Origin of the sequence: Pseudomonas sp. P7548, from assembly GCF_013386585.1 — a bacterium.
In the GTDB taxonomy this organism is placed as follows: Bacteria; Pseudomonadota; Gammaproteobacteria; order Pseudomonadales; family Pseudomonadaceae; genus Aquipseudomonas.
Genome location: NZ_JACARO010000016.1, coordinates 13,961 through 38,198 on the forward strand (window position 1 = coordinate 13,961; position 24,238 = coordinate 38,198).

The following is a 24,238-nucleotide window of genomic DNA, read 5'->3' on the forward strand; positions in this document are numbered from 1 at the left end:
AGAGACAGGAGCCAACAGACACTCAACCCAACCATCCACCTGCAGCTCAGGCGTGATGATTTGCTACAGCTAAGTTCTAGTTGGGGCGCAACTCGCCGTCAAATCCTCGCCGTTACCTACCGTCGGATAGACATCAGCTCGCGCGACCACCGTGGTGAGCAGATTGCTGTGCATTCATCTCGGCCTGCTGATCAAAACCAAAGGCTTTCTGCGGCTGGCCGGTCAGCGCAGCGCGCTGCTGTTGGTACTCGTCAAACGACAGGCCGCGCCGGCTCAGCGCTTCCAACGCCAACTGCTTGCTCTCTTCAGCGGTGTAGGGGCGCAACTCAGGGGAAGGATGGGCCGCACACCCGGCGAGAACAGCGCTGACAACTAACAAGCAAACGGCGAGGAAACGGTTCATGGCGAAGGCCCTGCGAAAGAGGTTTTAAGTCAATGAACACAGGCTACTCCCGGCCCTTGGCAACGAAAAATCAACCGCCGTGATAGTCGCTATCAACCGTTCAGGCACCCTCGATAGCACACCCTTTATATTTCTTAACGATCTATAAATATGGAAATACGTTCATTTACGGAATAAAAGTAACCCTCTATAACTGCCTCACGCCCGATCAACACTGTTCGCCACGCAACTGTTGCCCCGGCAACAGCCATTCAACAAAACACCAGGCAGACAACAGCTTCATTTTTCAGCAGTAAGCCTGCAGCCCCCGTCCACCAAGGCTTTGCGCCTTTGGTACAGCTCTTGCTCAAGGCGTTTGACCTCACCTGCTATGAACCACTGTTGAAAAAGGAACTGTTCATGACCCGTCCCCTGAATGTCGTTGCCCTCTCCGGCGGAACCTGGCGCCCGTCCCGCACCCTCGTCCTGACCCACGCTGTGCTGGCCGAGCTGGCCACCCTGCTGCCGATCGAGGCTACCGTGATCGAACTGGGCGACATCGCTCGGCCGCTGGGCGGCGCACTGTCACGTGATGAATTGCCGGCCGATGTCGAAGCGCAACTGTTGGCCATCGAACAGGCCGACCTGTTGATCGTTGCCGCGCCGGTCTATCGCGGTTCCTACCCGGGCCTGCTCAAGCACTTGTTCGACCTGGTTGGCCTCAACGCGCTGATCAACACCCCCGTGCTACTCGCCGCCACCGGTGGCAGCGAGCGCCACGCGCTGGTGCTCGATCACCAGTTGCGTCCGCTGTTCAGCTTCTTCCAGGCCTTGACCTTGCCGATTGGCGTGTACGCCACGGAGGCCGATTTCACCGACTACCAAATCACCAGCGAGTTGCTCAAAGCCCGCATTCAACTGGCGGCCGAACGCGCGGCGCCGTTGTTTGCAGCACACGCACCTTCCCTGCTGAAAATCGCCTAAGGATTTGTCATGGATGTTTTCTGGTTTCTGCCGACTCACGGCGACGGGCATTACCTGGGCACCACCCAAGGCGCACGGCCGGTCACTCTCAATTACCTCAAGCAAGTCGCCCAGGCGGCTGACAGCCTGGGTTACCACGGCGTGTTGATTCCTACCGGGCGTTCGTGCGAAGACTCCTGGGTCATCGCCTCGGCGCTGGTGCCGCTGACCGAACGCCTGCGCTACCTGGTGGCGATCCGTCCGGGCATCATCTCGCCCACCGTGTCCGCACGCATGGCAGCGACCTTGGACCGCCTGTCCAACGGTCGCCTGCTGATCAACGTGGTCACCGGTGGCGATCCCGACGAAAACCGCGGTGATGGCAGCTTTCTCGACCACAGCGAACGCTATGAAGTCACCGACGAATTCCTGCGCATCTGGCGCCGTGTGTTGCAGGGTGAATCGGTGGACTTCGAAGGCAAACACCTGCGTGTGCAGAACGCCAAGGCGCTTTACCCACCGGTGCAGAAGCCTTATCCGCCACTGTACTTCGGCGGTTCTTCCGACGCCGCCCACGACCTCGCCGCCGAGCAGGTGGACGTGTACCTGACCTGGGGCGAGCCACCTGCCGCCGTCGCACAAAAACTCGCGGATGTGCGTGAGCGCGCCGCACGCCACGGGCGCACCGTGAAGTTCGGCATTCGCCTGCACGTGATCGTGCGTGAAACCGAAGCAGAGGCCTGGAAAGCCGCCGACAAACTGATCGAACACATCAGCGACGACACCATCGCCGCCGCGCAAAAATCGTTCTCGCGCTTTGACTCCGAAGGCCAGCGCCGCATGGCCGCGCTGCACGACGGGCGTCGCGACAACCTGCAAATCGCGCCCAACCTGTGGGCCGGCGTCGGCCTGGTGCGTGGCGGTGCCGGCACGGCGCTGGTGGGCAACCCGCAGCAAGTGGCCGAGCGCATCAAGGAATACGCGGACCTGGGGATCGAGAGCTTCATTTTCTCCGGCTACCCGCACCTGGAAGAAGCCTACCGCTTTGCCGAACTGGTGTTTCCGCTGCTGCCCGAGCCATACGCGAGCCTGGCCGGGCGCGGCGTGACCAACCTCACGGGCCCGTTTGGCGAAATGATTGCCAACGATGTGTTGCCCACCACAAAGGCCTGAGGGCAGTGAGATCGGCTTTATGTGGGAGCGGGCTTGCTCGCTCCCACATTTGGCCTTCATTGCCAGATAAAAAATGAGGAACACCGTGTGACAGCCAAACCCCACAGCGTCCTGCCATCGCCTGTGCAGACCGCCAAATTGCTGGCCGCCGAATTCGCCCTCACCGCCGTCGAGCGCGATGAGCGCGGCGGCACGCCCAAAGCCGAGCGCGATGCCCTGCGCCAAAGCGGCCTGCTGGCCCTGAGCATCCCCACCCAATACGGCGGCCTCGGCGCACGCTGGAGTGAAACCCTGGGCATCGTGCGTGAGTTCGCCAAGGTCGACAGCTCCATCGCCCATGTCTTCGGTTTTCATCACTTGATGCTCGCCACCGTGCGGCTGTTTGCACGCCCGGACCAATGGCAACCCTGGTTCGAACAGACTGCCCGCAAAAACTGGTTCTGGGGCAACGCCCTCAACCCGTTGGACACGCGCACGGTGGTCAAGGACTTCGGCGGCTGGCGCGAGTTTTCCGGCAAGAAGAGTTTCTGCTCCGGCGCCAGCGATTCGGAAATGCTGATTGCCTCCGCCGTCGATGAAAATGCCGGCGGCAAACTGTTGATCGCCGCCATCCCCAGCGGGCGCAGCGGCATCACCTTGCACAATGACTGGAACAACATCGGCCAACGCCAGACCGACAGCGGCAGCGCCAGCTTCGAACGGGTGCGCGTCGAAGAGTCGGAACTGCTGCTCGACCCGGGCCCGCTGAGCACGCCCTTTGCCTGCCTGCGCCCGTTGATTGCACAGTTGACCTTCACCCATATGTTCCTCGGCATTGCCGAAGGCGCCTTTGAAGAAGCACGGCACTACACCCTCACCGAAACCCGCTCGTGGCACAAATCCTCGGCCGATGACGTGCGCCACGACCCCTACGTGCTGCATCACTACGGCGACTTCTGGGTCGCCCTGGAGGGTATACGCCTGCTGGTCGAAAGCGCCGCCGAGCTGCTCGATCAAGCCTGGGCCAAGGGCCCGAACCTCAGCGAAGCCGAGCGCGGCCAACTGGCCATCGCCATCGCCACCGCCAAAGTCGCCGCCACTCGCCAGGGCCTGGATTTGTGCAGCCGGCTGTTTGAAGTGACCGGCGCACGCTCCACCCACGCGTCACTGCGCCTGGACCGCCACTGGCGCAACCTGCGCACCCAGACGTTGCACGACCCGGTGGACTACAAACTCCACGAACTCGGTGATTGGGCCTTGAACCAGTCCCTGCCGATTCCCACGTTCTACTCCTGAGAGAGGTGCCCATGCAGCTTTTGACCCTACCGCCCTCGCCCGCCCTCGCGACCTCGATCCGCGCCACGGCCCAGGTCTTCGAAGACCCCAAATCCCAGGCGCTGCTCGATCACATCCAGCAAGTGGCGCCCAGCGAAGCCAGCGTGCTGATCATCGGCGAAACCGGCACCGGTAAAGAGCTGGTGGCGCGGCATATCCACAACCTCAGCGCACGCCGCAATCGGCCGTTCGTGGCGGTGAACTGCGGCGCGTTCTCCGAATCCCTGGTGGAAGCCGAACTGTTCGGCCATGAAAAAGGCGCCTTCACCGGCGCCCTCAGCGCCAAGGCCGGCTGGTTTGAAGAAGCGGACGGCGGCACCTTGTTCCTCGATGAAATCGGCGACTTGCCCATGGCGATCCAGGTCAAGTTGCTGCGCGTCCTGCAGGAACGTGAGGTAGTGCGCCTGGGTTCACGCAAGAGCATTCCGATTGATGTGCGCGTCTTGGCCGCGACGAATGTGCAGCTGGAAAAGGCCATCAACGCCGGGCACTTCCGCGAAGACCTCTATTACCGCCTCGATGTGGTCAGCCTGGAACTCAGCCCGCTGCGCGAGCGTCCCGGCGACATCCTGCCGCTGACCCGGCATTTCATCGAAGCCTACAGCCAGCGCCTGGGTTACGGCCCGATCACCATCAGCCGTGAGGCCGAGCACAAGCTCAAGAGCTACAGCTGGCCGGGCAATATCCGCGAGCTGGAAAACGTGATTCACCACACCCTGTTGATCTGCCGTAATGGCGTGATAGAGCGGGATGACCTGCGCCTGTCGAACATGCGCATCGAGCGCCAGGACGACAGTCAGCACAGCGCCGACAACAGTGCCGAAGCCCTGCTGGAGCGCGCCTTTCAGAAACTGTTCGAGGAACAGGCCGGAGCCCTGCACGAAAAGGTCGAGGACGCGCTGCTACGGGCCGCCTACCGCTTCAGCCATTACAACCAGGTGCACACCGCCAACTTGCTGGGCCTGAGCCGCAACGTGACGCGCACCCGCCTGATCAAGATCGGCGAGCTGGCGGTGAACAAACGTCGCCCCGGCGAAAACGTACAAGGCGAACGCATGTTGCACTTATCCATTTAGGCGGCAGTGCAACGCGTTGTCATGGCTGCGCTCAAAACTGCGCAGCACCTGGAACGAACCGAAGGTCACGGCCGTGGCCTGGTGGGCGCGGATCAGCGTCCAGAAATCTTCCTCGCCCTGCTCAAAGCGCTGGAACGCGGCCTCGCCATCCTCGCGGGACTGCCACTGCAGGTAATTGAGCACCCGCCGCCCGTCATCACTGACCTGCACGCTCGCACTCAAAAAACCGCCATGGCCCTCGGCCAGGCGCTCGCTCTGGGTGGACAACGCCGCCACCAGAGCCCCTTGCTGATGGGGTTCGATCTGGAATTCGATCAGCTGAGTGAAACTGCGATTCTTCTCTGATACCTGCATGAACACTCCCCTCTCTCCGTAGGCAGAATCTTGCGATTCGATGCCACGCAGGGTAAAACCTCTAGTTAAGTCAAGGTCAAGCGTTGTTTCGGAGATTGTCATGCTGAACAAAGAACTCACCGTCGGCCAGTTGGCGGCCCGCAGCGGCGTGGCGGTCACGGCGCTGCACTTCTACGAAACCAAGGGGCTGATCAAAAGCAACCGCAACGCCGGCAACCAGCGGCGTTATCCACGGGACGTGCTGCGGCGGGTGGTGGTGATCAAGATCGCCCAGCGCTTGGGGATTCCACTGGCGACGATTGGCGAGGCCTTGCAGACGCTGCCGGATGGCCGCACGCCCACCGCCCAGGATTGGGAGCGTTTGTCGGCGCTGTGGCGGGAAGACCTGGATGAACGCATCAACAAGCTGATGTTGCTGCGGGACAAGCTCAATGGCTGTATTGGTTGCGGGTGCTTGTCGATGGAGGCATGCCCGTTGCGCAACCAGGATGATCAACTGGGTGAGCGTGGGCCGGGGGCTCAGCTATTGGAACCCACACCCGAAACCTGACCTGAAAACCCGATCCCTGTAGGAGCCCGGCTTGCCGGCGATGGAGATTTTGCGGACGCCATCGCAGGCAAGCCAGCTCCCACAGTTGATCTGCACTCGGGTTAGAACCCCGGCGCAATCTGGCCCTTGTAGCGGGTCAGGATGAACTGACGCACTTCATCGGAGTTCAACGCCTTGGCCAGTTTCTGGATGCGCGGGTCGTTGATGTTATCCGGCCGAGCCACCAGGTACTCGACGTACAGCGACTTGCCCTTCTCCACGATCAACGCACTGTTGGTGTCGATCCCCGCTTCCAGTGCGTAGTTGGCAAACACGAACGCCAGGTCCACCTGGCTCACCGAACGGGCCAGCAAGGCGCCTTCCAGTTCACGGATCTTCAGGTGCTTGGGGTTTTGCGCAATATCACGCTGCGTGCTCAGGGTGTTGCTCGGGTCCTTGAGCTTGATCAGGCCGGCTTCATCCAGCAGCACCAAGGCGCGGCCGGTGTTGACCGGGTCGTTGGGGATCGACACGGTGGCGCCGTCCTTCAACTCTGAGATGTTTTTGATGCGCGTCGAATAAGCGCCAAAGGGCTCGATGTGCACGCCCACCACCGGCACCAGGTCGGTGTGACGGGTCTTGTTGTAGTCATCGAGGAACGGGCGGTACTGGTAGTAGTTGGCATCGAGGTTCTTCAGGGCCAACTGCTGGTTGGGCTGTATGAAGTCGGTGAAGACCTTGATCTGCAGGTCCACGCCTTCCTTGGCCAGCACCGGTTTCACAAACTCGAGGATTTCCGCATGGGGCACGGGGGTGGCGCCCACCACCAGTGTCTCGTTGGCAAACGCATTGAACGACAGGACAGCGGCCAAAATGGCCAAGGACTTTTTCATGAAGGCTCCGAAGGCAGTAGTTTTATAAGTGTCAACGGCGGCTGTAACGCGCCACCAAACGGTCACCGGTCATCTGCAGGGCCTGCACCAGCACCAGCAGAAGCACCACGGTGACCACCATCACGTCGGTCTGGAACCGTTGGTAGCCGTAGCGAATCGCCAGGTCACCCAAGCCTCCGCCCCCGATCACCCCGGCCATGGCGGTGTAGTCCACCAGCACAATCGAGGTCACGGTCACCGCCGCCAGCAGCCCGCCCCGGGCCTCCGGCAGCAGCGTGTGGCGAATCACCTGCCAAGTACTGGCGCCCATGGACTGGGTAGCCTCCACCACACCGCGATCGACTTCACGCAGCGCGGTTTCCACCAACCGTGCAAAGAACGGTGTGCACCCCACCACCAGCGGCGGGATGGTGCCCGGCACGCCCAGGGAAGTGCCCACCAGTAAGGTGGTGAGCGGGATCAACACAATCAGCAGGATGATGAACGGCAGCGAGCGCAGCACGTTGACCACCACCGACAACACGCGGTACACCCCCAGCGCCTCATGCAACTGGCGTTTGCCGGTGAGGAACAACACCACGCCCAACGGCAGCCCCAGCAGCACGGTAAACCCCAGGGCGGCAGCGAGCATGCTCAGGGTTTCCAGGCACGCCTGGCCGATGTCGGCCCAGTAGATGTGTTTAAACAATTCGGCCATGGCTTACGACCAATCGTGGCGCGGCGGCTTGGCGCCGTTGAGCAGCCAGTTGCCCACCACGTGGTACTTCCAGCGCACCGGGTCATGCAGGGTGTGCACCCGGGCGTTGCGCCAATGGCGATCGAAGTTGTGCTTCTTCAAGGTCGAGCGGGTGCCGCCGAGTTCGAACAGCTTGTTGCTGGCTTCGATGGCGATTTCGGTGGTGAGCACCTTGGCCCGGGCCACCGCCAGGGAGGCATGGGCGACGTTGTCTTCGTCCGGCGCGGGGCGTGCCGCATCCAGGGCTACACCTGCGCGTTCCAGCAAGGCTTCAGCGGCTTCCAGGCGAATGTCGAGCGCACCAACCTGGATGATGGTCAACGGGTCTTCGCTGGCTTTTTCCACACCGGCATCGATCCACGGCCGGGCGAACTGCTGCACGAACTGTACCGTGTCACGCAGCGCGGCGCGGGCAATACCGGCGTCGATGGCGGCGGTGGTCAGTTGGGCGAACGGGCCGGCCAATGTCGGCGAATCGTAGGACTTATGCGTCGGGAACAGGTTGAACGCCGGCACCCGCAACTGCTCGGCCAGCACCGTGCCGCTGGAGGTGGTGCGCTGGCCCATGCTGTCCCAGTCGTCCACCACCACCAGGCCCTCGGTGCCGCGTTTTACAAAAGCCAGTTGCGCGTTTTGCTGTTCATCCAGCGCCAGCACCGCCAGCCAATGGGCGTACAACGAGCCGGTGCAATAGCCCTTGCGCCCGTTGATCACATAGCCATCGCCTTCGCGGCGAATCGTCGCCTGGATGTCCTGCACATGTTTGCCGCCGGTTTCCGACAGCGCATTGGCAAACCGATGGCCTTGCAGTGCCAGGCCGAAGAAATGCGCCTGCTGTTCAGGCGTGCCTTGCAGGCGGATGTCTTCCAGCAGGCAGTAATGGTTCTGCGGGATCTGCCCCAGCGACGGGTCAGCCGCCGAGATAATCGCAATCACCTGGGCCAGCACCGCGTAGGACACCTGCGCCCCACCAAACTCACGCGGCACGCTGATGCCCCACAGGCCGCTGTTGGAATACAGGTCCACCACGTCGGCGGGCACGTGGCGCGTACGGTCGCGCTCGGCGTCCTGCGCCAGCAATACCGCGGCAACGCGGTGGGCAACCGCAAGGGCGTGGGCTTCGTCGCGAATGATTTCGGCATCGGGGCTGTGAATCGGGTAATCGGCAGATACAGGCAGTACAGACATACAACGCTCTCGGGCGAATGGTTTGCCTGAGCTATTGCAGCTTCTGTGCCGAGCCCTGAAACCGGGGGTTTGGCTGCATAAATCGGATCCAGGAGCGCTGATGGCGCAGCAATCTGCCCGTTCACTGTTGCCTGGCGAACACCTCGTCGGCTAGCCGCAGCCCTCGCGACACGTGGCCTATAGTGAAAAGGCCGTGACTCCATCACCACCACCCAGGAGAACGATATGAGCGTCAAACCCATTCCAGAGGGCTATCACCGCGTCACGCCTTACATGGGCATCAACAAAGCCGCCGAAGCCATCGAGTTCTACAAAAAAGCCTTCGGCGCCATACAAGTCATGCGTCTGGACATGCCCGACGGCAAAGTCGGCCACGCCGAACTGCGTATTGGCGACTCGGCGATCATGCTGGGCACGCCCTGCGATGAAATGGCCCTGCGCAACCCCGCCGAACACACCAGCGTCGGCCTGCATCTGTACGTGGAGGATGTGGATGCGCAATTCAAACAAGCGGTCGCAGCAGGTGCCAGCGTGGTGTCAGAGCCCAAAGACCAGTTTTATGGCGACCGCTCGGCAAGTGTGAAGGATCCTTTCGGGCATCTGTGGTTCCTGGCCACCCACAAGGAGGACCTGACCGAAGCGCAAATCCGCCAGCGTGCCATGGAGATGTTCCAGCAAAGCTGAGATCGCATAAACACCCTCTATCACCTGTGGGAGCGGGTTTGCTCGCGAATACGGTGTATGAGCCAACCCATAAGGTGGCTGACACTCCGCTTTCGCGAGCAAGCCCGCTCCCACAGGTGATCTCATTTGTTTGAGGGATTGGGTCGCATGACCCACAGCAGCTACACACTTCATGAACAACCCCTCCACGCTTTCCCCCTTGCCCCAAAGGCGGCGTGATTTCAGGATGCAGGCAATCATCACAAGGAGTCATTCCATGTTTGCCGGATTCCAAAAAGACAGCTGCCACGTCAACGGCGTGGACATCAGCTACCGCAAAGGCGGTACAGGTCCCGGCCTGCTCCTGCTGCACGGGCACCCGCAAACCCACGTCATCTGGCACAAAGTCGCCGAACAACTGGCCGAGCACTTCACCGTGGTGGCCGCCGACCTGCGTGGGTATGGCGACAGCAGCAAGCCGCCGGCCAACGAGCGTCACACCAACTATTCAAAACGCGAAATGGCCCGCGACGGCGTCGAGCTGATGCAAGCCTTGGGCTTCGACACGTTCTCGGTGCTGGCCCACGACCGTGGCGCCCGCGTCGCCCATCGCCTGGCCCTGGACCATCCGGCCAGCGTGCAACGCATGGTGTTGCTGGACATCGCTCCCACCCTGTCGATGTACGCCCAGACCGACGAAGCCTTTGCCCGCGCCTACTGGCACTGGTTCTTCCTGATCCGCCCGGCGCCGTTGCCGGAAGCCTTGATCGAGAGCAACCCCGAGCTGTACCTGCGCAGTGTGATGGGCAGCCGCAGTGCCGGGCTCAAGCCGTTCACCGACGAAGCCTTCGCCGAGTACCTGCGCTGCCTGAAACTGCCGGGCAGCGCCACCGGCATCTGCGAGGATTACCGGGCTGCCGCCGGCATCGACCTTGAGCACGACCAGGCAGACATCGACGCCGGCAATCACCTGAACCTGCCATTGCTGGTGATGTGGGGCGCCGAGGGCACGGTCGGGCGCTGTTTCGAACCACTCAAGGAGTGGCAGAAAGTCGCCACCGATGTACGTGGCAAGGCCCTGCCGGCCGGCCATTACATTGCAGAAGAAGCCCCCGACCTGTTGCTGGGCGAAGTCCTGGCTTTCCTCCGATGATGCTGTAACCCCGTGACCTGATGGACCCGCCTCGCAGGCTGCTGTTGGCCTGCGACGGGTTCGCTTTGCCCAAAAAACGATTGAGATAATAACAATGACACTCAAAAAACTGCTGGGAACCCTGTATGTGCAGGTGCTCATCGCTATCGCGCTGGGTGTGTTGATCGGCCATTTTTGGCCGCAAATCGGTATTGACCTCAAGCCCTTGGGCGACGGTTTCATCAAGCTGATCAAGATGATCATCGGCCCGATCATCTTCTGTACGGTGGTGTCCGGCATCACCAGCATGCATGACGTGAAGCAGGTGGGCCGGGTCGGCGGCAAGGCGCTGCTGTACTTCGAGGTGGTGTCGACCATCGCCCTGTTGATCGGCATCCTCGCCGCGCACCTGCTGCACCCGGGCGTGGGCTTCAACATTGATGTGAAGACCCTCGACAGCTCGGCCATCGCCGGTTTTGTCGGCCAGGCCGAACATGGCGAAGGCATCACCGGGTTCCTGCTGCATGTGATCCCCACCACGTTTTTCGATGCGTTCTCCAAAGGTGAAATCCTGCCGGTGCTGTTCGTCTCCGTGCTGTTCGGCGTCGGCCTGGTGATGGTCGGTGAAAAGGGTCGGCCGCTGGTGGGCGTGATCAACCAGGCCAGCGAGGTGTTCTTCCGCATCGTCGGCATCATCAGCCGCGTTGCGCCCATCGGTGCCTTTGGTGCGATTGCGTTCACCATCGGCAAGTACGGCGTGGGTTCGTTGCTGCCGCTGTTGAAGTTGGTGGGCACGTTCTACATCACGGCGTTCTTTTTCATAGCGGTGGTGCTGGGCAGCATCGCCCGCTACGCCGGCTTCAGCATTTTCAAGTTGATGGGCTACATCAAGTCGGAGCTGTTGATCGTATTGGGCACCAGTTCTTCCGAATCGGCGTTGCCACAGCTGATCCAGAAACTCGAAAGCCTGGGCGCCTCCAAAGGCGTGGTGGGCATCGTGGTTCCCACCGGCTACACCTTTAACCTGGACGGCACCAACATCTATATGACCCTGGCGGTGCTGTTCCTGGCCCAGGCCACCAATATCCACTTGCCGCTTGAGCAGCAGTTGACGCTGCTGGCAGTGGCCATGCTGACGTCCAAGGGCGCCGGGGCGGTGGTGGGTGCAGGGTTTGTGGCCTTGGCGGCGAGCTTGGCCGTGGTGCCGACGGTGCCGGTGGCGGCGATGGTATTGATCCTCGGTGTGGACCGCTTCATGGCCGAATGCCGCTCGCTGACCAATATCATCGGCAACGCCGTGGCCGCGCTGGTGGTCGCCGCGTGGGAAGGTGAACTGGACCGCGAGAAAATGGCTCCCATCGCCCTCAAGCGCGGCCGCCATGCTCGGGCGGCTGCCCAGGCCAAAATCGCGGCCGAATAACCGAAGACCGCCCGGTGTGCCGGAAGGCGCGCCGATCCGGTGCTATTCTGGCGGCTCATGCCGCCAGCCTTGTTTCTGATGACAAATAAGAAAGATACCGTGCCCCTACCCGAAGACCTGCGGGTGTTCCTGACCGTGATCCGCAAGGCCGGCTTCGCTGCCGCCGCCGATGAGCTGGGGCTGTCGCCGGCGTATGTCAGCAAGCGCATCCAGATCCTCGAAACCACCCTGGCCACCCGCCTGCTGCACCGTACCAGCCGGCGCATCGCCCTGACCGAAGACGGCGAACGGGTGCAGCGCTGGGCGGTGCGTATCCTGGAAGACTTCCAGCAACTGTCCGATGAGCTCTCCGACGCCCATGACAGCCCGCGTGGGCACCTGCATTTGTGCAGCAGTTTCGGCTTTGGCCGCAACCATGTGGCCCCTGCCCTGTCATTGCTCGCCGAGCAGTACCCGGACCTGGAAATTCGCCTGGACCTGTTCGACCGCGTGGTGGACATCGTCAGCGAAGGGTTTGACCTGGAGATCCGCGTGGGCGACGACATCCCCGGGCAGCACATCGGCCGGAGGCTGGTGAGCAACCGCCGCGTGCTGTGCGCCGCGCCGGCCTATCTGCAACGCAAGGGCACGCCGCAACAGTTGAGCGACCTGGAGCAGCATGACTGCCTGGTGCTCAAGGAGCGCGACAATGCGTTTGGCATCTGGAACCTGGAACACAACGGCGCCCCCGAAAGCGTACGCGTGCGCGGGCCGTTGTCATCGAACAATGGCGAGATCGTGTTGCAGTGGGCGTTGGATGGGCGCGGCGTGTTGCTGCGCTCAATGTGGGATGTGAAACCGCTGCTGGAGCAAGGCAAGCTGGTGCAGGTGCTGCACGACTACACCCAAAGCGCCAACGTCTGGGCGGTGTACCCGACGCGGCTGGCGTATTCAGGGAAGTTGCGGGCGTGTGTGGAGTTTTTGCAGGAGCACTTCAAGGGGCTGTCTATCTAGCCCGATTCCGAATTGGAATGGATTCCAATGTAGGAGCGGGCTTGCTCGCGAATGCGGTAAGTCAGCCATAGATAAGCCGACTGACCCACCGTATTCGCGAGCAAGCCCGCTCCCACATTTGGATTCAGGGGGTGTCAGTTGAGCCAGGGGTTGGCCGCGAGGTGGCGGCGCTCGAAGGCCTTGATCTCGTCACTGCGCTGCAAGGTGCTGCCAATTGCATCCAGCCCCAGCAACAGCGCGGTTTTGCGCAACGTGTCGATCTGGAAGGGAATCACCTGGCCGTCAGCCAAATGAATGGCCTGGGCCTCCAGGTCCACACTGATCTGCGCCTGCTCGGGTTGGCTGACAACCTGCCCCAGCTTCTGCAACACCGCCTCATCCAACGTGATCAACAACACCCCATTACGCTGGCAGTTGTCATAGAAAATCCCGGCAAAACTGCTGCCGATCAGCGCGCGAATCCCGGTCTGCTTCAACCCCCACACCGCGTGTTCACGGCTGGAGCCGCACCCGAAGTTCGGCCCCACCACCAGAAAGCTCGCCCCTTGCCAGGCCGGTTGGTTCAGCACGAATGCGGGGTTGGGCTCGCCGGAAGGCAGGAAGCGCAAGTCGAAAAACAAACCCCGGTCCAGCCCACTGCGATCGATGCCCTTGAGAAACTGCTTGGGCATGATCACGTCGGTGTCGATGTTGGCCGCCAGCATGGGTGCGGCCTTGCCGGTGATTGTAGTGAACGGTTGCAGACTCATGGGCGGTCTCCAAAGTGGCGGATATCGGTGAGGCGGCCGGTGATCGCAGCGGCAGCGACCATCGCCGGGCTCATCAGGTGAGTACGCGCACCGGCGCCCTGGCGACCCTCAAAGTTGCGATTGGTGCTGGAGGCGCAGCGGTCGCCCGGGGCCAGCACGTCGTCGTTCATCGCCAGGCACATCGAGCAGCCCGACTGGCGCCATTCGAACCCGGCGTCGATAAAGATCGCCGCCAAGCCTTCGGCCTCGGCCTGGTCACGCACTTCGGTGGAACCCGGCACGATCATCGCCCGCACATGGTCGGCCACGTGTTTGCCACGCACCACGCTCGCAGCGTCGCGCAGGTCTTCGATACGGGCGTTGGTGCAGGAGCCGATAAACGCATGGCTGATGACGATGTCGCTCAGCGGCATGCCGGCTTCCAGGCCCATATAGTTGAGGGCGCGGCGCATGTCCTGGCGCAGGATCAGGTCGCTGACGTCCTGCGGGTCCGGGACGCGGGCACCAATCGGCGCAGCCTGGTCGGGGCTGGTGCCCCAGGTGACCATGGGCTCCAGGGTGCTGGCGTCCAGATGCACTTCCTGGTCGAACAGCGCGTCGGCGTCCGAATGCAGTTGACGCCAGCCCACCAGGGCCTGTTCCCACAGCTCGCCCTTTGGCGCGCGCGGCTTGCCCTTGAGGTAGGCGAAGACTTTTTCGTCCGGCGCCATGAACGCACCGCGCGCCCCGGCTTCCACCGCCATGTTGCAGATGGTCATGCGCGCTTCGACGCTCAGCGCATCGATGGTGGCGCCGCGAAACTCAATGGCATAGCCCGTGGCACCGGAGGCGCCGATCTTGCCGATCAGCGCCATGATCACGTCCTTGGAGGTCAACCCTTTGGCCAATACGCCGTCGACGGTCACGCGCATGGTTTTCAGGCGCTTGTAGACCAGCGTCTGCGAGGCCAGCAGGTGCTCGATTTCCGAGGTGCCGATGCCAAAGCCGAAAGCACCCAGGGCGCCGTAGGTGGTGGTGTGGCTGTCACCGGCAGCAATCACCATGCCCGGCAGGATAAAGCCCTGTTCCGGGGCAATCACATGCTCGATGCCTTGGCGTTTGTCGAGGATGTCCAGCAGTTCGATGCCAAAATCCCGGCAGTTCTCCGCCAGGTACGACACCTGCCGCGCACCGCCAGCATCGGGCATGGCCGCAATGCGCTGGGGCGTGGTGGGGTTCACATGGTCGACCACCGCCAGCGCCGTGCCGGGGCGCCATACCTCACGGCCAGCCTCGCGCAGGCCGCTGAAGGCCTGGGGGCTGGTGTATTCGTTGATCACTTGGCGGTCGATATACAGCAGGACATGGCCCTGATCATCCAGGGGGCACACCGTGTGGGAATCGATGTGTTTGTCGTAGAGGGTTCTGGCAGTCATTTTTGTGGACTCACTTATCTAGGCGCTCACTCAACGGTATGAGCCCATCCTACCCAGCCAACCCGCCCCATCAATGGCGCCTGGGTGATGGCTTGGAACATGTTTCGTGTTCGATCGCGGCGGCAAACCACGCCGAATGTGATCCTGAAACAATTTCTTTCATATCCGGCTTAGGGATTTGCTCCTCTCATCCGTCTTAACTTAGATACAGCCCGTCGCGTCAGCAAAAGCTACGACCGGCCTTTTCCGGGCCTTCTTTGCCCCCCTCCGATCAAGACCCTCATTCACATGTCGAAGAAGTCACGCTCAAAACTCTGGTTTCTCGTACACAGTTGGCTGGCATTGCCCATCTGGTTCTTTGTACTGATCGTCTGCGTCACCGGCACCCTGGCGGTGGTCAGCCAGGAAATCGTCTGGCTGGCCAACCCGGACATCCGCGCCAGCAAACCGTCGGACGACGCCGAACCGCTGAGCTTCGACCAGGTGATCAGCGCGATCAAACGCGCCGAACCCCAGGTGATCGTGCAGTCGATCATTCGCCCCGACGAAACCCACTTTGCCCTCAGCGTCGACCTCAGCTACCCCGACGGGCGCTCCGTGGAGGTCTACGTCAACCCGTACACCGGCGCTATCCAGGGCGTGAGCCCGTCGTTCAACTTCAAGCAATTCACCCGCGCCCTGCACGGCTGGTGGCTGGTGCCGTTCACCAATGGCTACAGCTGGGGCTGGTACCTGGTGTCGTTCCTTGGCCTGCCGTTGCTGGCCTCACTGGTCACCGGGCTGGTGGTGTACAAGCGCTTCTGGAAGGGTTTCCTGCGCCCTACCCTGCGCATCCGCCACGGCGCGCGGATCTTCTGGGGTGACTTCCACCGCCTGAGTGGGATCTGGTCGATCTGGTTCATCGCGGTCATTTCCATCACCGGCACCTGGTTCCTGATCCAGGCGATCCTGGGCGACAACCAGATTTCCATCTCCAGCGAGCCCATCGTGCCGGTGATCGCCCGGGAGAAAGTGCCGTTGTCAGCGCCCGGCGTGCCCGCCCCGATGATTGCCCTGGACGAAGCGATCAAGATTGCCGGCGAACGCATCCCCGGGTTGGACGCCACGTTCGTGTTCCTCCCGAGCAATGCCTACAGCCACCTGCAGATCGGCGGGCGCGGTTGGTACCCGTTGATGTTCCAGACTGCACAACTGAACCCGTATGACGGCGAAATCGCCGTCTCCCACCTGCTGTCCGATCGCACCACCCTGGAGTTCGTCACCGAGTCCATGCGCCCGCTGCACACCGGCGACTTCGGCGGCCTGTGGATCAAGCTGATCTGGGCATTCTTCGGCCTGGTGCTGAGCATGATGGTGTTGAGCGGCTTGCTGATCTGGACCAAGCGGACAGCCCTGGCCACCCTCAATGCCCTCAAGCGCAGCAACAAGGCGCCGCGCCAACCGGCGCCTGTCCCGGCCATGCAGGCTGAAACCACGGAGGCCAACTGATGAGCAAAGTCATCGCGGCACCAGCGCCTTCGCCACTGCGGGCCTTCTGGCTCAAATGGCGCTTCCACATCAACATTCTGCTGATCCTCGTACCACTGGGCTTCATGCCTCGGTATTTCTCCGAAGCGGCCTTGTTCCGGGGCGATACCGGCATTGGCGAGCGAGTGGCCGGTGACGTGCAGGTCGGGCCCTGGAGCCTGACCCTCGCCGAGTTTCGCAATGAAGGCCCGCGCCCCGACCCGGCCGGCCCGATGAAGTTTTTCAACGCGGCCCTGTGCGCCACCTGCGCCGAACAGGTCAAGGCCACCTACCTGCGCATCGGCAAGCCGCGCAGCCTGCGGGCTGCCGGGGTGATCTTCTTTGGTACGCCGTACCGCATGGGCGCATTGCTGCCGGTGCCGGAGCGGACCCCGGCCGACGCCGAACTGTGGGTCACCATGGAAGGCTGGGACGGCACGATGCACCAGGGTTCCATTCCGCTGAGCCAGGCCTCGCCTGCCACTATTGCCTGGCTGAACAAGCAAGGAGTCAAACCATGACGTTGAAGCGCCTATCCCGCGTATTGCTAGTGCTGTGCGCCGGGTTCAGTACCGTGGCCCTGGCCCACAACCCGATGTGCGAGTGCAAGGAAATTGCCGGTGGGCAGATCCAGTGCACCGGCGGCTTCTCCGACGGCAGCGGTGCACCCGGCGTGACCCTGGACGTGATCGGCTACGACGAAACCGTCCTGCTGCCCGGCAAGCTTGGCCAGGACTCGACCCTGACCTTCAAGAAGCCTTCGGCCGAATTCTACGTGCTGTTCGACGCCGGCCCCGGCCACGTCGTTGAAATCGACCAAGCGGATATCCAGCCGCAATGAGTACGACACAGGTTGTACGCCCCGCCGGGGCCGGCCACGAAACCCTCTATGTGCTGCTGTTGTGCCTGATCATCCTCGCCGTGGCCGGCTCGGTGATTGCCCTGCATGGTGAAAGCCAGGAGGTCGCCGCCGTGCCCAGCCACCAGTTGGATGCACGCCGCGACCTGAGCGCGGCCGAGCAAGGGATCTACGCCGACCTGCGGGTGACCCTGGACGAGATCCAGCTGCTGCAACAGGAGCAGAACGCCCTGCCCACGCCGGAGCAATTGGCCGAGGAAGGCTTTGCACCGTTTGCCCAGGACGCCAGTTCGGTCAGCCGTGGCGACCACCGCTGGCAACTGCTCGCGCCGTCGGCCTACTTGGGTTTGAGCCAGGCGCCCGCCACCAGCGGCTCGCTACTGATGCGCGTGCACGATGGCGAGCCGGATGTGTGGCTCAACCGCCAGGCCAACCTCGCGCCCCCTTCCGACCTGACTGACCCAGTGCTGATCGCGGCCGGCTGGAAGCAGGTGGTCACGCAATTCGATGCCGGCGTGACCCGCCAGCACCGTCACTGAACGAGAAGACCGAGTGCCCATGTCCATTTCATCCCCATTGTTGCGTCTGTTGCTGGTCGGCCTTATCAGCCTGGTGCTCACTCCCCTGGCAAACGCCGAGGCGGCCAAGCGCCTGCGAATCGGCATCACCCTGCACCCGTATTACAGCTACGTGGCCAATATCGTCGGCGACAAGGCCGATGTGGTGCCGCTGATCCCGGCCGGCTTCAACCCCCATGCCTACGAACCGCGCGCCGAAGACATCAAGCGCATCGGCACCCTGGACGTGATCGTGCTCAACGGCGTCGGCCATGACGACTTCGCCGACCGCATGATCGCCACCAGCGAGCGCCCGGACATCCCGGTGATCGAAGCCAACGCCAACGTGCCGTTGCTGGCGGCCACCGGCAACGCGGCGCGTGGCGCGGGCAAGGTGGTGAACCCACACACCTTCCTGTCGATCAGTGCCTCGATTGCCCAGGTCAACAACATCGCCCGCGAACTGGGCAAGCTCGACCCGGACAACGCCAAGACCTACACCCAGAACGCCCGCGCCTACGGCAAGCGCCTGCGCCAGATGCGCGCCGATGCACTGGCCAAGTTGACCAGCGCACCGAACCCGGACCTGCGCGTGGCCACCGTGCACGCGGCCTACGATTACCTGCTGCGCGAGTTCGGCCTGGAAGTGACCGCCGTGGTCGAACCGGCCCACGGCATCGAGCCCAGCCCCAGCCAGCTGAAAAAGACCATCGACGAACTGCGTGCCCTGGATGTGAAGGTGATCTTCTCGGAGATGGATTTCCCGTCCACTTATGTCGACACCATCCAGCGTGAGTCGGGGGTCAAGCTGTACCCGCTGTCGCATATCTCCTACGGCGAATACACCCCTGAAAAGTACGAAGTGGAAATGACCGGCAACCTCAACACGGTGGTGCGGGCCATCCAGGAGTCAGGCTCATGACCGCAGCCGAACACCTGAACGTGGCCAGTATTGGCCCGACCCTCGACTTCGACGCGGTGTCGCTGACCCTGGGCCGCACCACCATCCTGGATGGCGTGAAATTCCAGGTACAGCCCGGCAGTATCCATGCGCTGGTGGGCCCGAACGGCGGCGGCAAAAGCTCGCTGATCAAGACGCTGTTGGGGCAGACGCCACACCAGGGCCAACTGCGCCTGCATTGGCAGAGCACACCCGGCACCATTGGTTATGTGCCTCAGGCACTGGAGTTCGACCGGGGCCTGCCCATGACTGTCGACGACTTTATGGCTGCCATGTGCCAGCGCCGCCCGGCGTTTCTCGGGCTGTCGCGGCATTACGCCGGGGCGATTGGCGATGCGCTGGAGCGTGTCGGCATGCAGGACAAGCGCAAACGCCGCATGGGTGCGCTGTCTGGGGGTGAGCGCCAGCGCGTGCTGCTGGCCCAGGGCTTGATCCCGGCGCCGCAACTGCTGGTGCTGGATGAGCCGATGTCGGCGCTCGACGAGGCCGGAATCCAGGTGTTTGAGCGCTTGCTCAACGACTGGCGCCTGGCCGGCATCACCGTGTTGTGGATCGAGCATGACCTGGAAGCCGTGGGCCGCCTGGCCGATCGCGTCACCGGCCTGAACCGTCGCGTACTGTTCGACGCTACGCCGAAAGAAGCGTTGACCCCGGACCGCCTGCTGACCCTGTTCTCCACCCACCCTCGGAGCCCGGTGCAATGAGTTATGAAGCGTTTCGCCTGATGGTCCAGGGCTGGGCCTCTTCCGGGTACCTGCCGGAAGCACTGGCCTATGGTTTTGTGGTCAACGCCCTGCTCGCCGGCCTGCTGATCGGCCCGGTGCTGGGCGGCCTGGGTACGCTGGTGGTGGTCAAGCGCTTTGCGTTCTTCTCCGAGGCGGTCGGCCACGCGGCACTCACCGGCGTGGCTGTCGGCATCCTGCTGGGTGAACCCTACACCGGGCCCTACGGCGCCCTGTTCGGGTACTGCCTGCTGTTCGGCATCCTGCTCAACTACCTGCGCAACCGCACCGGGTTGGCGCCCGACACCTTGATCGGTGTGTTCCTCTCGGTGTCCCTGGCCTTGGGCGCCAGCCTGCTGCTGATCCTGGCGGGCAAGATCAACGTGCATATTCTGGAGAACGTACTGTTCGGTTCAGTGCTGACGGTGAATGGCAATGACCTGCTGGTGCTGGCGATTGTCGGCTCGCTGGTCATGGCGCTGGCGTTGCCGCTGTACAACCGCATCATGCTTGCCAGCTTCAATCCGCAACTGGCGGCGGTGCGCGGGGTGGCGGTGAAAACCCTGGATTATCTGTTCGTGATCCTGGTGACGCTGATCACCGTGGCGGCGGTGAAGGTGATCGGCGCGATCCTGGTGGGCGCCCTGCTGGTGATCCCCGCCGCCGCAGCGCGCCTGCTGAGCCAATCGCTCAAGGGCTTCTTCTGGGTCTCGGTGATCATCGCCACGGTCAGCACGCTGTGCGGGATCCTGTTGCCGATCATCTTCGACCTGCCCATCCCGTCCGGTGCCGCGATCATCCTCGTGGCCGGTATCGCCTTCGCCTTTGCCGCCATTGCGCGCGGCACCGTGCCCAGCCTCAAAGGGAATCTTGGATAATGCGCTCCGTTCTTCATCCTCTGGCCCTGGCCATCGCTTGCTTGTTCACCACGCCACTGATGGCGGCTGAAGCGCCCAAACCGGTTGCCCACGCGGCAAAACCGGTCAAGGTACTGGCCTCGTTGCCGATCACCTATGGCCTGGCTGAAGTGCTGCTCAAAGGCACCGCCGTACAGCTCGAACGCGCCGCCCCGGCCAACCTGCCGGGTTCGCGGCAGGTGTCCTATTTCACCGGCCGTGGCGCACCGGCGCTGAGCAAGCTGGCGCAAGACGCCGACGCCGCCATCGGCCTGCGCTCGCTGTGGGCGGATGACCCGCTGTACCCGGTGGCGCGGCGCAGCAATATCCGCATCGTCGAAGTGGATGCCGCACGCCCGGTGGACGGCGGTTTGCCCGGCATTGCCGTGCAACCCGGCAGCACCGATGGCCTGAACAGTCAGCCGTGGCAATCGAGCAACAACCTCGGGCGCATGGCCGACGTGCTCGCCGCCGACCTCAGCCGCCTGGCGCCGGACGCCAAGCCCACAATCGACGCCAACCTCGCCGCCCTCAAGCAACGCCTGCTCAAGCTCACCGCCGACAGCGAAGCGCGGCTGGCCAAGGCGGACAACCTCACGGTGGTCAGTTTGAGCGATCACTTCGCCTACCTGGTCAGCAGCCTGAACCTGGAAGTAGTGAGCACAGATGCACGACCGGACGCCGACTGGACGCCCGAGGCCTTGCAGAAACTCAGTGCCGAATTGAAGGAGAACGACGTGGCGGTGGTGTTGCACCATCGTCAGCCGAGTGAGGCGGTGAAAGCGGCCATCGCGGCAGGCGGCTCGCAACTGCTGGTGCTGGAGGTGGACAGTGCGGATCCGGTGGCAGAGCTCACCACCAACACGGATTCACTGATCAAAGCCCTGACCCTGTAGGAGCCGGCTTTTGTGGCGAGGGAGCTTGCTCCCGCTGGGGGGCGAAGCGCCCCCAAAAAGCCGGCTCCAGCTACGCTGTCGAACGGGAGCAAGCTCCCTCGCCACAACAAGTGGGCTCTACAGAGGATGTGGGTGTCAGGCGACATCGACGCCGACGTGGATGGCGTCGTGTCGCCAGAACTCCAGGTCGCAGTCGATCAAGCGCTGATGCTGATCGTAATTGACCCGGGCAATGCGCAAGCCCGGGCTGCCCACCGACACGCGCAACGCGGCGGCGGCTTCCACAGGCAATGAAGTCGGCACAATTTCAAAACGCACCCGCCCATAGTGCAAGTCATATTGACGGGCATACAGCTCGGTCATCGACTGATTCAGGTCACACTCCAGGATCCCCGGGAAATACTGCGGGTTCAGGTAATGCTCCACGTACAACACCAGGCGCCCGTCAATGCGCCGGCCTCGGCACACCTGGATCACACTGGACAAGGCCGGCAACTGCAACCACGCACACACCGCCGCCGACGCCGGCTGCAGCCGCGCGGAAATCACCTCGGTGGAAGGTACCCGCCCCTGGTCGCTGACCATCGCGTGAAAGTGGCTGCGCTGCATCAGGTTGTAGGCCAGCCGGGGTGGCGAGACAAACCAGCCGCGACGCTCCTCGCGATAGATCTGCCCCTGGGCCTCCAGTTGTAACAAGGCTTCCCGCACCGTAATGCGAGTGGTACCAAACAACTCGCTGAGCTTGCGCTCGGCGGGCAATTTACTCGCAGGCGGCAACAGGCCGTGGTCGATCTGCTCTTGCAGCGCCAGGCCGATGGATGTCACCGCCTTGATTGCCTCATCACGCATCAATGTTACCTATCTGGACTAGACCAGCACCGCTTCGGTGCACAAACCGCGCTCTATCAGGGCTTGAGCTGTTGCCTGCCAGCCTAGGCATTACAGATGACCGACAGATGACAGCCCCTCTCACGCCCCTGCCCCACACTCTGCAATACATCGGCCAAGTCGAACGCCTGCGGGCATTTGGGCATGGTCTACGCTCACTCTGCGACCAGCGACATCCGCGATTTAAAAACGACATCGACATGAAACTGTCATCAGGCACGCCTAGATTGGCTCAGGTATTGCTGACCTAGACCAACTGGGGCGATTCATCACTGATTTATTGGGGCGCGCCGGACCTGATTTTGTGCAGGGCAAGGCGCGAGGAGCGTGGTTTGGTTGTTCCAAATAAGCGACGAGAAACGCAGCCCTGCGCAAAATCAGGCCCGGCCCTTCGGGTTGTGCCTGAAAACCGGCCATGCTGTGTTGCAGTCCTTGGCAAGGAAACAACCCTTACCTGCGGACTGCGCCTTGCCTGGCCGGCTTTCAGGCGCAACGCGCCCCAAGAAATCAGTGATGAATCGCCCCCCGCAATCGTTCATAAAAACGCAGCGTTGAACACGCCCAAAGGAGCTTCGGATGAAACAGCTTTTCCTGGCATCACTGTTAGGCTCGACCATTGCCATGTGCACCGCCGCCATGGCTGCTGATACCGATTTGAAAACCCTGGAAGCTGCCGCGAAAGCGGAAGGCGCCGTCAACAGCGTCGGCATGCCCGATGACTGGGCCAACTGGAAAGGCACCTGGGAAGACCTGGCCAAGACCTACGGCCTCAAGCACATCGACACCGACATGAGCTCGGCCCAGGAAATCGCCAAGTTCAAGGCCGAGAAAGACAACGCCAGCGCCGACATCGGCGACGTGGGCGCAGCGTTCGGTCCGATTGCGGTGAAGCAGGAAGTCACCCAGCCGTACAAACCGTCCACCTGGGCCCAGGTGCCGGATTGGGCAAAAGACAAGGACGGTCACTGGGCGCTGGCCTACACCGGTACCATCGCCTTTATCGTCAACAAGAAGCTGCTGCACGGCTCGGAAGTGCCCACCAGCTGGGCTGACCTGCAAAAAGGCAAGTACAAGGTCTCCATCGGTGACGTGAGCACCGCGGCCCAGGCGGCCAACGGCGTACTGGCCGCCGCCATCGCCAATAAAGGCGACGAAAAGAACATCGCCCCTGGCCTGCAGTTCTTCACCAAGATCGCCCAGCAAGGCCGTCTCTCGCTGTCCAACCCGACCATCGCCACCATGGAAAAAGGCGAAGTCGAAGTGGGCGTGGTCTGGGACTTCAACGGCCTGAGCTACAAGGCCAAGATGGCCAACCCGGATGACTACGTGGTGCTGATCCCATCGGACGGCTCGGTGAAATCCGGCTACACCACCATCATCAACAAATACGCCAAGCACCCGAACGCCGCCAAGCTGACCCGCGAATACATCTTCAGCGATGCCGGCCAACTCAACCTGGCGAAAGGCAATGCGCGTCCAATCCGTGCTGAAACCGACCTGAAACTGCCGGCCGATATCGCCAAGAACCTGATCCCGGGCGAGCAGTACACCAAGGCCAATCCGCAGCCAATCAAAGATGCTGATGCCTGGGAAGCGACTTCCAAGAAGCTGCCTCAGCTGTGGAACGAGCAAGTCATCGTAGAAATGAAGTAATCGGGCTCACTGCCTGAAATGCGGCCGGTGTGGGAGCTGGCTTGCCTGCGATAGTGGTCTGACATTCAGCCTCTATGTCGACTGATACTCCGCTATCGCAGGCAAGCCAGCTCCCACATTTTGACCCGGTTACGCCAGAGAATTTGAGTCAAACCACCTGTTGCGGAGCTCCAGCCCCCATGAAGCACAATGTCATCCTTGTCGTGCTCGACGGCCTGAACTTCGAGGTTGCGCGGCACGCCATGGGGCACTTGCAGGCCTATGTCGGCGCAGGACGCGCAGCGCTCTACAAGCTGGAATGTGAACTGCCCGCCCTGTCC

The 24,238-nt window shown here is 62.4% G+C and carries 26 protein-coding genes and 1 pseudogene; 19 read left to right on the forward strand and 8 right to left on the reverse strand.

Annotation, left to right across the window (positions count from 1 at the left end; translation table 11 throughout):
- Nucleotides 1-133 precede the first annotated feature (133 nt).
- Nucleotides 134-403 carry a hypothetical protein gene (locus HX803_RS09175; RefSeq protein WP_178920112.1) on the reverse strand — a complete coding sequence of 90 codons (270 nt, stop codon included), beginning with the start codon at nt 401-403 and terminating at the stop codon, nt 134-136.
- 399 nt (nt 404-802) lie between these two features.
- Between HX803_RS09175 and msuE the strand changes: the two genes are divergently transcribed.
- The 4 genes from msuE (at nt 803) to HX803_RS09195 (ending at nt 4,908) form a co-directional block, all read left to right on the forward strand.
- Nucleotides 803-1,366 (forward strand): FMN reductase, encoded by a 564-nt coding sequence (gene msuE, locus HX803_RS09180; RefSeq protein WP_178920113.1) that lies wholly within the window; start codon nt 803-805, stop codon nt 1,364-1,366.
- Between the two features lie 9 nt (nt 1,367-1,375).
- Nucleotides 1,376-2,518, forward strand: a complete 1,143-nt coding sequence (gene ssuD, locus HX803_RS09185; protein ID WP_178920114.1) for an FMNH2-dependent alkanesulfonate monooxygenase — start codon at nt 1,376-1,378, stop codon at nt 2,516-2,518.
- Nucleotides 2,519-2,605: 87 nt separating this feature from the next.
- Entirely contained in the window at nt 2,606-3,793 is a 1,188-nt protein-coding gene (locus HX803_RS09190) for an acyl-CoA dehydrogenase family protein (protein ID WP_178920115.1), read from the forward strand.
- Between the two features lie 11 nt (nt 3,794-3,804).
- Nucleotides 3,805-4,908: a sigma-54-dependent Fis family transcriptional regulator gene (locus tag HX803_RS09195; protein ID WP_176996398.1), complete on the forward strand. Its 1,104-nt coding sequence runs from the start codon at nt 3,805-3,807 to the stop codon at nt 4,906-4,908.
- Here HX803_RS09195 and HX803_RS09200 read toward each other — a convergent pair.
- Nucleotides 4,897-5,262 (reverse strand): antibiotic biosynthesis monooxygenase, encoded by a 366-nt coding sequence (locus HX803_RS09200; protein WP_178920116.1) that lies wholly within the window; start codon nt 5,260-5,262, stop codon nt 4,897-4,899. The genes HX803_RS09195 and HX803_RS09200 overlap by 12 nt on opposite strands.
- A 100-nt stretch (nt 5,263-5,362) precedes the next feature.
- Here HX803_RS09200 and soxR point away from each other — a divergent pair, with 100 nt between their 5' ends.
- Nucleotides 5,363-5,812: a redox-sensitive transcriptional activator SoxR gene (gene soxR / locus HX803_RS09205; RefSeq protein WP_178920117.1), complete on the forward strand. Its 450-nt coding sequence runs from the start codon at nt 5,363-5,365 to the stop codon at nt 5,810-5,812.
- A 101-nt stretch (nt 5,813-5,913) separates the two neighbouring features.
- Here soxR and HX803_RS09210 read toward each other — a convergent pair whose 3' ends face one another.
- Genes HX803_RS09210 through HX803_RS09220 form a run of 3 tightly spaced genes read right to left on the reverse strand, consistent with a single transcriptional unit; the run spans nt 5,914 to nt 8,608 of the window.
- Nucleotides 5,914-6,684 carry a MetQ/NlpA family ABC transporter substrate-binding protein gene (locus tag HX803_RS09210; RefSeq protein WP_178920118.1) on the reverse strand — a complete coding sequence of 257 codons (771 nt, stop codon included), beginning with the start codon at nt 6,682-6,684 and terminating at the stop codon, nt 5,914-5,916.
- A 31-nt stretch (nt 6,685-6,715) separates the two neighbouring features.
- On the reverse strand, nt 6,716-7,381 hold the full coding sequence (locus tag HX803_RS09215; RefSeq protein ID WP_176996402.1) for a methionine ABC transporter permease: 666 nt from the start codon (nt 7,379-7,381) through the stop codon (nt 6,716-6,718).
- A 3-nt stretch (nt 7,382-7,384) separates the two neighbouring features.
- A complete protein-coding gene (locus tag HX803_RS09220) occupies nt 7,385-8,608 on the reverse strand; it encodes an SfnB family sulfur acquisition oxidoreductase (RefSeq protein ID WP_178920119.1) in 1,224 nt (407 codons plus the stop codon).
- Between the two features lie 225 nt (nt 8,609-8,833).
- Between HX803_RS09220 and HX803_RS09225 the strand changes: the two genes are divergently transcribed.
- The 4 genes from HX803_RS09225 (at nt 8,834) to HX803_RS09240 (ending at nt 12,816) form a co-directional block, all read left to right on the forward strand.
- The gene (locus HX803_RS09225) at nt 8,834-9,292 is read left to right on the forward strand and encodes a VOC family protein (RefSeq protein ID WP_178920120.1); all 459 of its coding nucleotides are present in this window, start codon (nt 8,834-8,836) and stop codon (nt 9,290-9,292) included.
- Nucleotides 9,293-9,548: 256 nt separating this feature from the next.
- The gene (locus HX803_RS09230; protein WP_178920121.1) at nt 9,549-10,424 is read left to right on the forward strand and encodes an alpha/beta fold hydrolase; all 876 of its coding nucleotides are present in this window, start codon (nt 9,549-9,551) and stop codon (nt 10,422-10,424) included.
- A gap of 94 nt (nt 10,425-10,518) precedes the next feature.
- Nucleotides 10,519-11,823, forward strand: coding sequence for a dicarboxylate/amino acid:cation symporter (locus HX803_RS09235; RefSeq protein WP_178920122.1), 1,305 nt, complete (start codon nt 10,519-10,521; stop codon nt 11,821-11,823).
- A gap of 78 nt (nt 11,824-11,901) precedes the next feature.
- Nucleotides 11,902-12,816 carry a LysR substrate-binding domain-containing protein gene (locus tag HX803_RS09240; RefSeq protein ID WP_218646986.1) on the forward strand — a complete coding sequence of 305 codons (915 nt, stop codon included), beginning with the start codon at nt 11,902-11,904 and terminating at the stop codon, nt 12,814-12,816.
- Between the two features lie 134 nt (nt 12,817-12,950).
- On the opposite strand, the gene leuD is transcribed toward HX803_RS09240, so the two are convergent.
- Together leuD and leuC are read right to left on the reverse strand one after the other, a co-directional pair.
- Nucleotides 12,951-13,565, reverse strand: a complete 615-nt coding sequence (gene leuD, locus HX803_RS09245; protein ID WP_178920124.1) for a 3-isopropylmalate dehydratase small subunit — start codon at nt 13,563-13,565, stop codon at nt 12,951-12,953.
- The gene (gene leuC / locus HX803_RS09250; protein ID WP_178920125.1) at nt 13,562-14,980 is read right to left on the reverse strand and encodes a 3-isopropylmalate dehydratase large subunit; all 1,419 of its coding nucleotides are present in this window, start codon (nt 14,978-14,980) and stop codon (nt 13,562-13,564) included. The genes leuD and leuC overlap by 4 nt, the downstream gene beginning before the upstream one ends.
- A 288-nt stretch (nt 14,981-15,268) precedes the next feature.
- Here leuC and HX803_RS09255 point away from each other — a divergent pair, with 288 nt between their 5' ends.
- From HX803_RS09255 to HX803_RS09290, 8 genes are read left to right on the forward strand one after another with little or no spacing between them, the layout of a single operon-like run.
- Complete coding sequence (locus HX803_RS09255) at nt 15,269-16,468, forward strand: PepSY domain-containing protein (RefSeq protein ID WP_178920126.1); 1,200 nt, start codon at nt 15,269-15,271, stop codon at nt 16,466-16,468.
- Nucleotides 16,468-17,007, forward strand: a complete 540-nt coding sequence (locus HX803_RS09260; protein WP_178920127.1) for a thiamine pyrophosphate-binding protein — start codon at nt 16,468-16,470, stop codon at nt 17,005-17,007. Before HX803_RS09255 ends, HX803_RS09260 begins: the two co-directional genes overlap by 1 nt.
- Complete coding sequence (locus HX803_RS09265) at nt 17,004-17,327, forward strand: hypothetical protein (protein WP_178920128.1); 324 nt, start codon at nt 17,004-17,006, stop codon at nt 17,325-17,327. Before HX803_RS09260 ends, HX803_RS09265 begins: the two co-directional genes overlap by 4 nt.
- Nucleotides 17,324-17,884 (forward strand): DUF6162 family protein, encoded by a 561-nt coding sequence (locus tag HX803_RS09270; protein WP_178920129.1) that lies wholly within the window; start codon nt 17,324-17,326, stop codon nt 17,882-17,884. Before HX803_RS09265 ends, HX803_RS09270 begins: the two co-directional genes overlap by 4 nt.
- A gap of 19 nt (nt 17,885-17,903) precedes the next feature.
- The gene (locus HX803_RS09275; protein ID WP_178920130.1) at nt 17,904-18,824 is read left to right on the forward strand and encodes a metal ABC transporter substrate-binding protein; all 921 of its coding nucleotides are present in this window, start codon (nt 17,904-17,906) and stop codon (nt 18,822-18,824) included.
- Complete coding sequence (locus HX803_RS09280) at nt 18,821-19,567, forward strand: metal ABC transporter ATP-binding protein (RefSeq protein WP_178920131.1); 747 nt, start codon at nt 18,821-18,823, stop codon at nt 19,565-19,567. Before HX803_RS09275 ends, HX803_RS09280 begins: the two co-directional genes overlap by 4 nt.
- Nucleotides 19,564-20,463 carry a metal ABC transporter permease gene (locus tag HX803_RS09285; protein WP_178920132.1) on the forward strand — a complete coding sequence of 300 codons (900 nt, stop codon included), beginning with the start codon at nt 19,564-19,566 and terminating at the stop codon, nt 20,461-20,463. The genes HX803_RS09280 and HX803_RS09285 overlap by 4 nt, the downstream gene beginning before the upstream one ends.
- Entirely contained in the window at nt 20,463-21,377 is a 915-nt protein-coding gene (locus tag HX803_RS09290; RefSeq protein ID WP_178920133.1) for a metal ABC transporter solute-binding protein, Zn/Mn family, read from the forward strand. The genes HX803_RS09285 and HX803_RS09290 overlap by 1 nt, the downstream gene beginning before the upstream one ends.
- 135 nt (nt 21,378-21,512) lie before the next feature.
- Here HX803_RS09290 and HX803_RS09295 read toward each other — a convergent pair whose 3' ends face one another.
- Nucleotides 21,513-22,226: a UTRA domain-containing protein gene (locus tag HX803_RS09295; protein ID WP_176996418.1), complete on the reverse strand. Its 714-nt coding sequence runs from the start codon at nt 22,224-22,226 to the stop codon at nt 21,513-21,515.
- A gap of 615 nt (nt 22,227-22,841) precedes the next feature.
- Between HX803_RS09295 and HX803_RS09300 the strand changes: the two genes are divergently transcribed.
- Together HX803_RS09300 and HX803_RS09305 are read left to right on the forward strand one after the other, a co-directional pair.
- Nucleotides 22,842-23,918, forward strand: a complete 1,077-nt coding sequence (locus tag HX803_RS09300; RefSeq protein WP_178920134.1) for an ABC transporter substrate-binding protein — start codon at nt 22,842-22,844, stop codon at nt 23,916-23,918.
- 179 nt (nt 23,919-24,097) lie between these two features.
- Nucleotides 24,098-24,238: pseudogene (locus HX803_RS09305) on the forward strand (alkaline phosphatase family protein); the annotation flags it as partial.

Excerpts from the sequence above, each read along its gene's own strand:
- HX803_RS09175 (WP_178920112.1), bottom strand. The coding sequence starts at position 403 with ATGAACCGTTTCCTCGCCGTTTGCTTGTTAGTTGTCAGCGCTGTTCTC.
- msuE (WP_178920113.1), top strand. The coding sequence starts at position 803 with ATGACCCGTCCCCTGAATGTCGTTGCCCTCTCCGGCGGAACCTGGCGC.
- ssuD (WP_178920114.1), top strand. The coding sequence starts at position 1,376 with ATGGATGTTTTCTGGTTTCTGCCGACTCACGGCGACGGGCATTACCTG.
- HX803_RS09195 (WP_176996398.1), top strand. The coding sequence starts at position 3,805 with ATGCAGCTTTTGACCCTACCGCCCTCGCCCGCCCTCGCGACCTCGATC.
- HX803_RS09200 (WP_178920116.1), bottom strand. The coding sequence starts at position 5,262 with ATGCAGGTATCAGAGAAGAATCGCAGTTTCACTCAGCTGATCGAATTC.
- soxR (WP_178920117.1), top strand. The coding sequence starts at position 5,363 with ATGCTGAACAAAGAACTCACCGTCGGCCAGTTGGCGGCCCGCAGCGGC.
- HX803_RS09210 (WP_178920118.1), bottom strand. The coding sequence starts at position 6,684 with ATGAAAAAGTCCTTGGCCATTTTGGCCGCTGTCCTGTCGTTCAATGCG.
- HX803_RS09215 (WP_176996402.1), bottom strand. The coding sequence starts at position 7,381 with ATGGCCGAATTGTTTAAACACATCTACTGGGCCGACATCGGCCAGGCG.
- HX803_RS09220 (WP_178920119.1), bottom strand. The coding sequence starts at position 8,608 with ATGTCTGTACTGCCTGTATCTGCCGATTACCCGATTCACAGCCCCGAT.
- HX803_RS09225 (WP_178920120.1), top strand. The coding sequence starts at position 8,834 with ATGAGCGTCAAACCCATTCCAGAGGGCTATCACCGCGTCACGCCTTAC.
- HX803_RS09230 (WP_178920121.1), top strand. The coding sequence starts at position 9,549 with ATGTTTGCCGGATTCCAAAAAGACAGCTGCCACGTCAACGGCGTGGAC.
- HX803_RS09235 (WP_178920122.1), top strand. The coding sequence starts at position 10,519 with ATGACACTCAAAAAACTGCTGGGAACCCTGTATGTGCAGGTGCTCATC.
- HX803_RS09240 (WP_218646986.1), top strand. The coding sequence starts at position 11,902 with ATGACAAATAAGAAAGATACCGTGCCCCTACCCGAAGACCTGCGGGTG.
- leuD (WP_178920124.1), bottom strand. The coding sequence starts at position 13,565 with ATGAGTCTGCAACCGTTCACTACAATCACCGGCAAGGCCGCACCCATG.
- leuC (WP_178920125.1), bottom strand. The coding sequence starts at position 14,980 with ATGACTGCCAGAACCCTCTACGACAAACACATCGATTCCCACACGGTG.
- HX803_RS09255 (WP_178920126.1), top strand. The coding sequence starts at position 15,269 with ATGTCGAAGAAGTCACGCTCAAAACTCTGGTTTCTCGTACACAGTTGG.
- HX803_RS09260 (WP_178920127.1), top strand. The coding sequence starts at position 16,468 with ATGAGCAAAGTCATCGCGGCACCAGCGCCTTCGCCACTGCGGGCCTTC.
- HX803_RS09265 (WP_178920128.1), top strand. The coding sequence starts at position 17,004 with ATGACGTTGAAGCGCCTATCCCGCGTATTGCTAGTGCTGTGCGCCGGG.
- HX803_RS09270 (WP_178920129.1), top strand. The coding sequence starts at position 17,324 with ATGAGTACGACACAGGTTGTACGCCCCGCCGGGGCCGGCCACGAAACC.
- HX803_RS09275 (WP_178920130.1), top strand. The coding sequence starts at position 17,904 with ATGTCCATTTCATCCCCATTGTTGCGTCTGTTGCTGGTCGGCCTTATC.
- HX803_RS09280 (WP_178920131.1), top strand. The coding sequence starts at position 18,821 with ATGACCGCAGCCGAACACCTGAACGTGGCCAGTATTGGCCCGACCCTC.
- HX803_RS09285 (WP_178920132.1), top strand. The coding sequence starts at position 19,564 with ATGAGTTATGAAGCGTTTCGCCTGATGGTCCAGGGCTGGGCCTCTTCC.
- HX803_RS09290 (WP_178920133.1), top strand. The coding sequence starts at position 20,463 with ATGCGCTCCGTTCTTCATCCTCTGGCCCTGGCCATCGCTTGCTTGTTC.
- HX803_RS09295 (WP_176996418.1), bottom strand. The coding sequence starts at position 22,226 with ATGCGTGATGAGGCAATCAAGGCGGTGACATCCATCGGCCTGGCGCTG.
- HX803_RS09300 (WP_178920134.1), top strand. The coding sequence starts at position 22,842 with ATGAAACAGCTTTTCCTGGCATCACTGTTAGGCTCGACCATTGCCATG.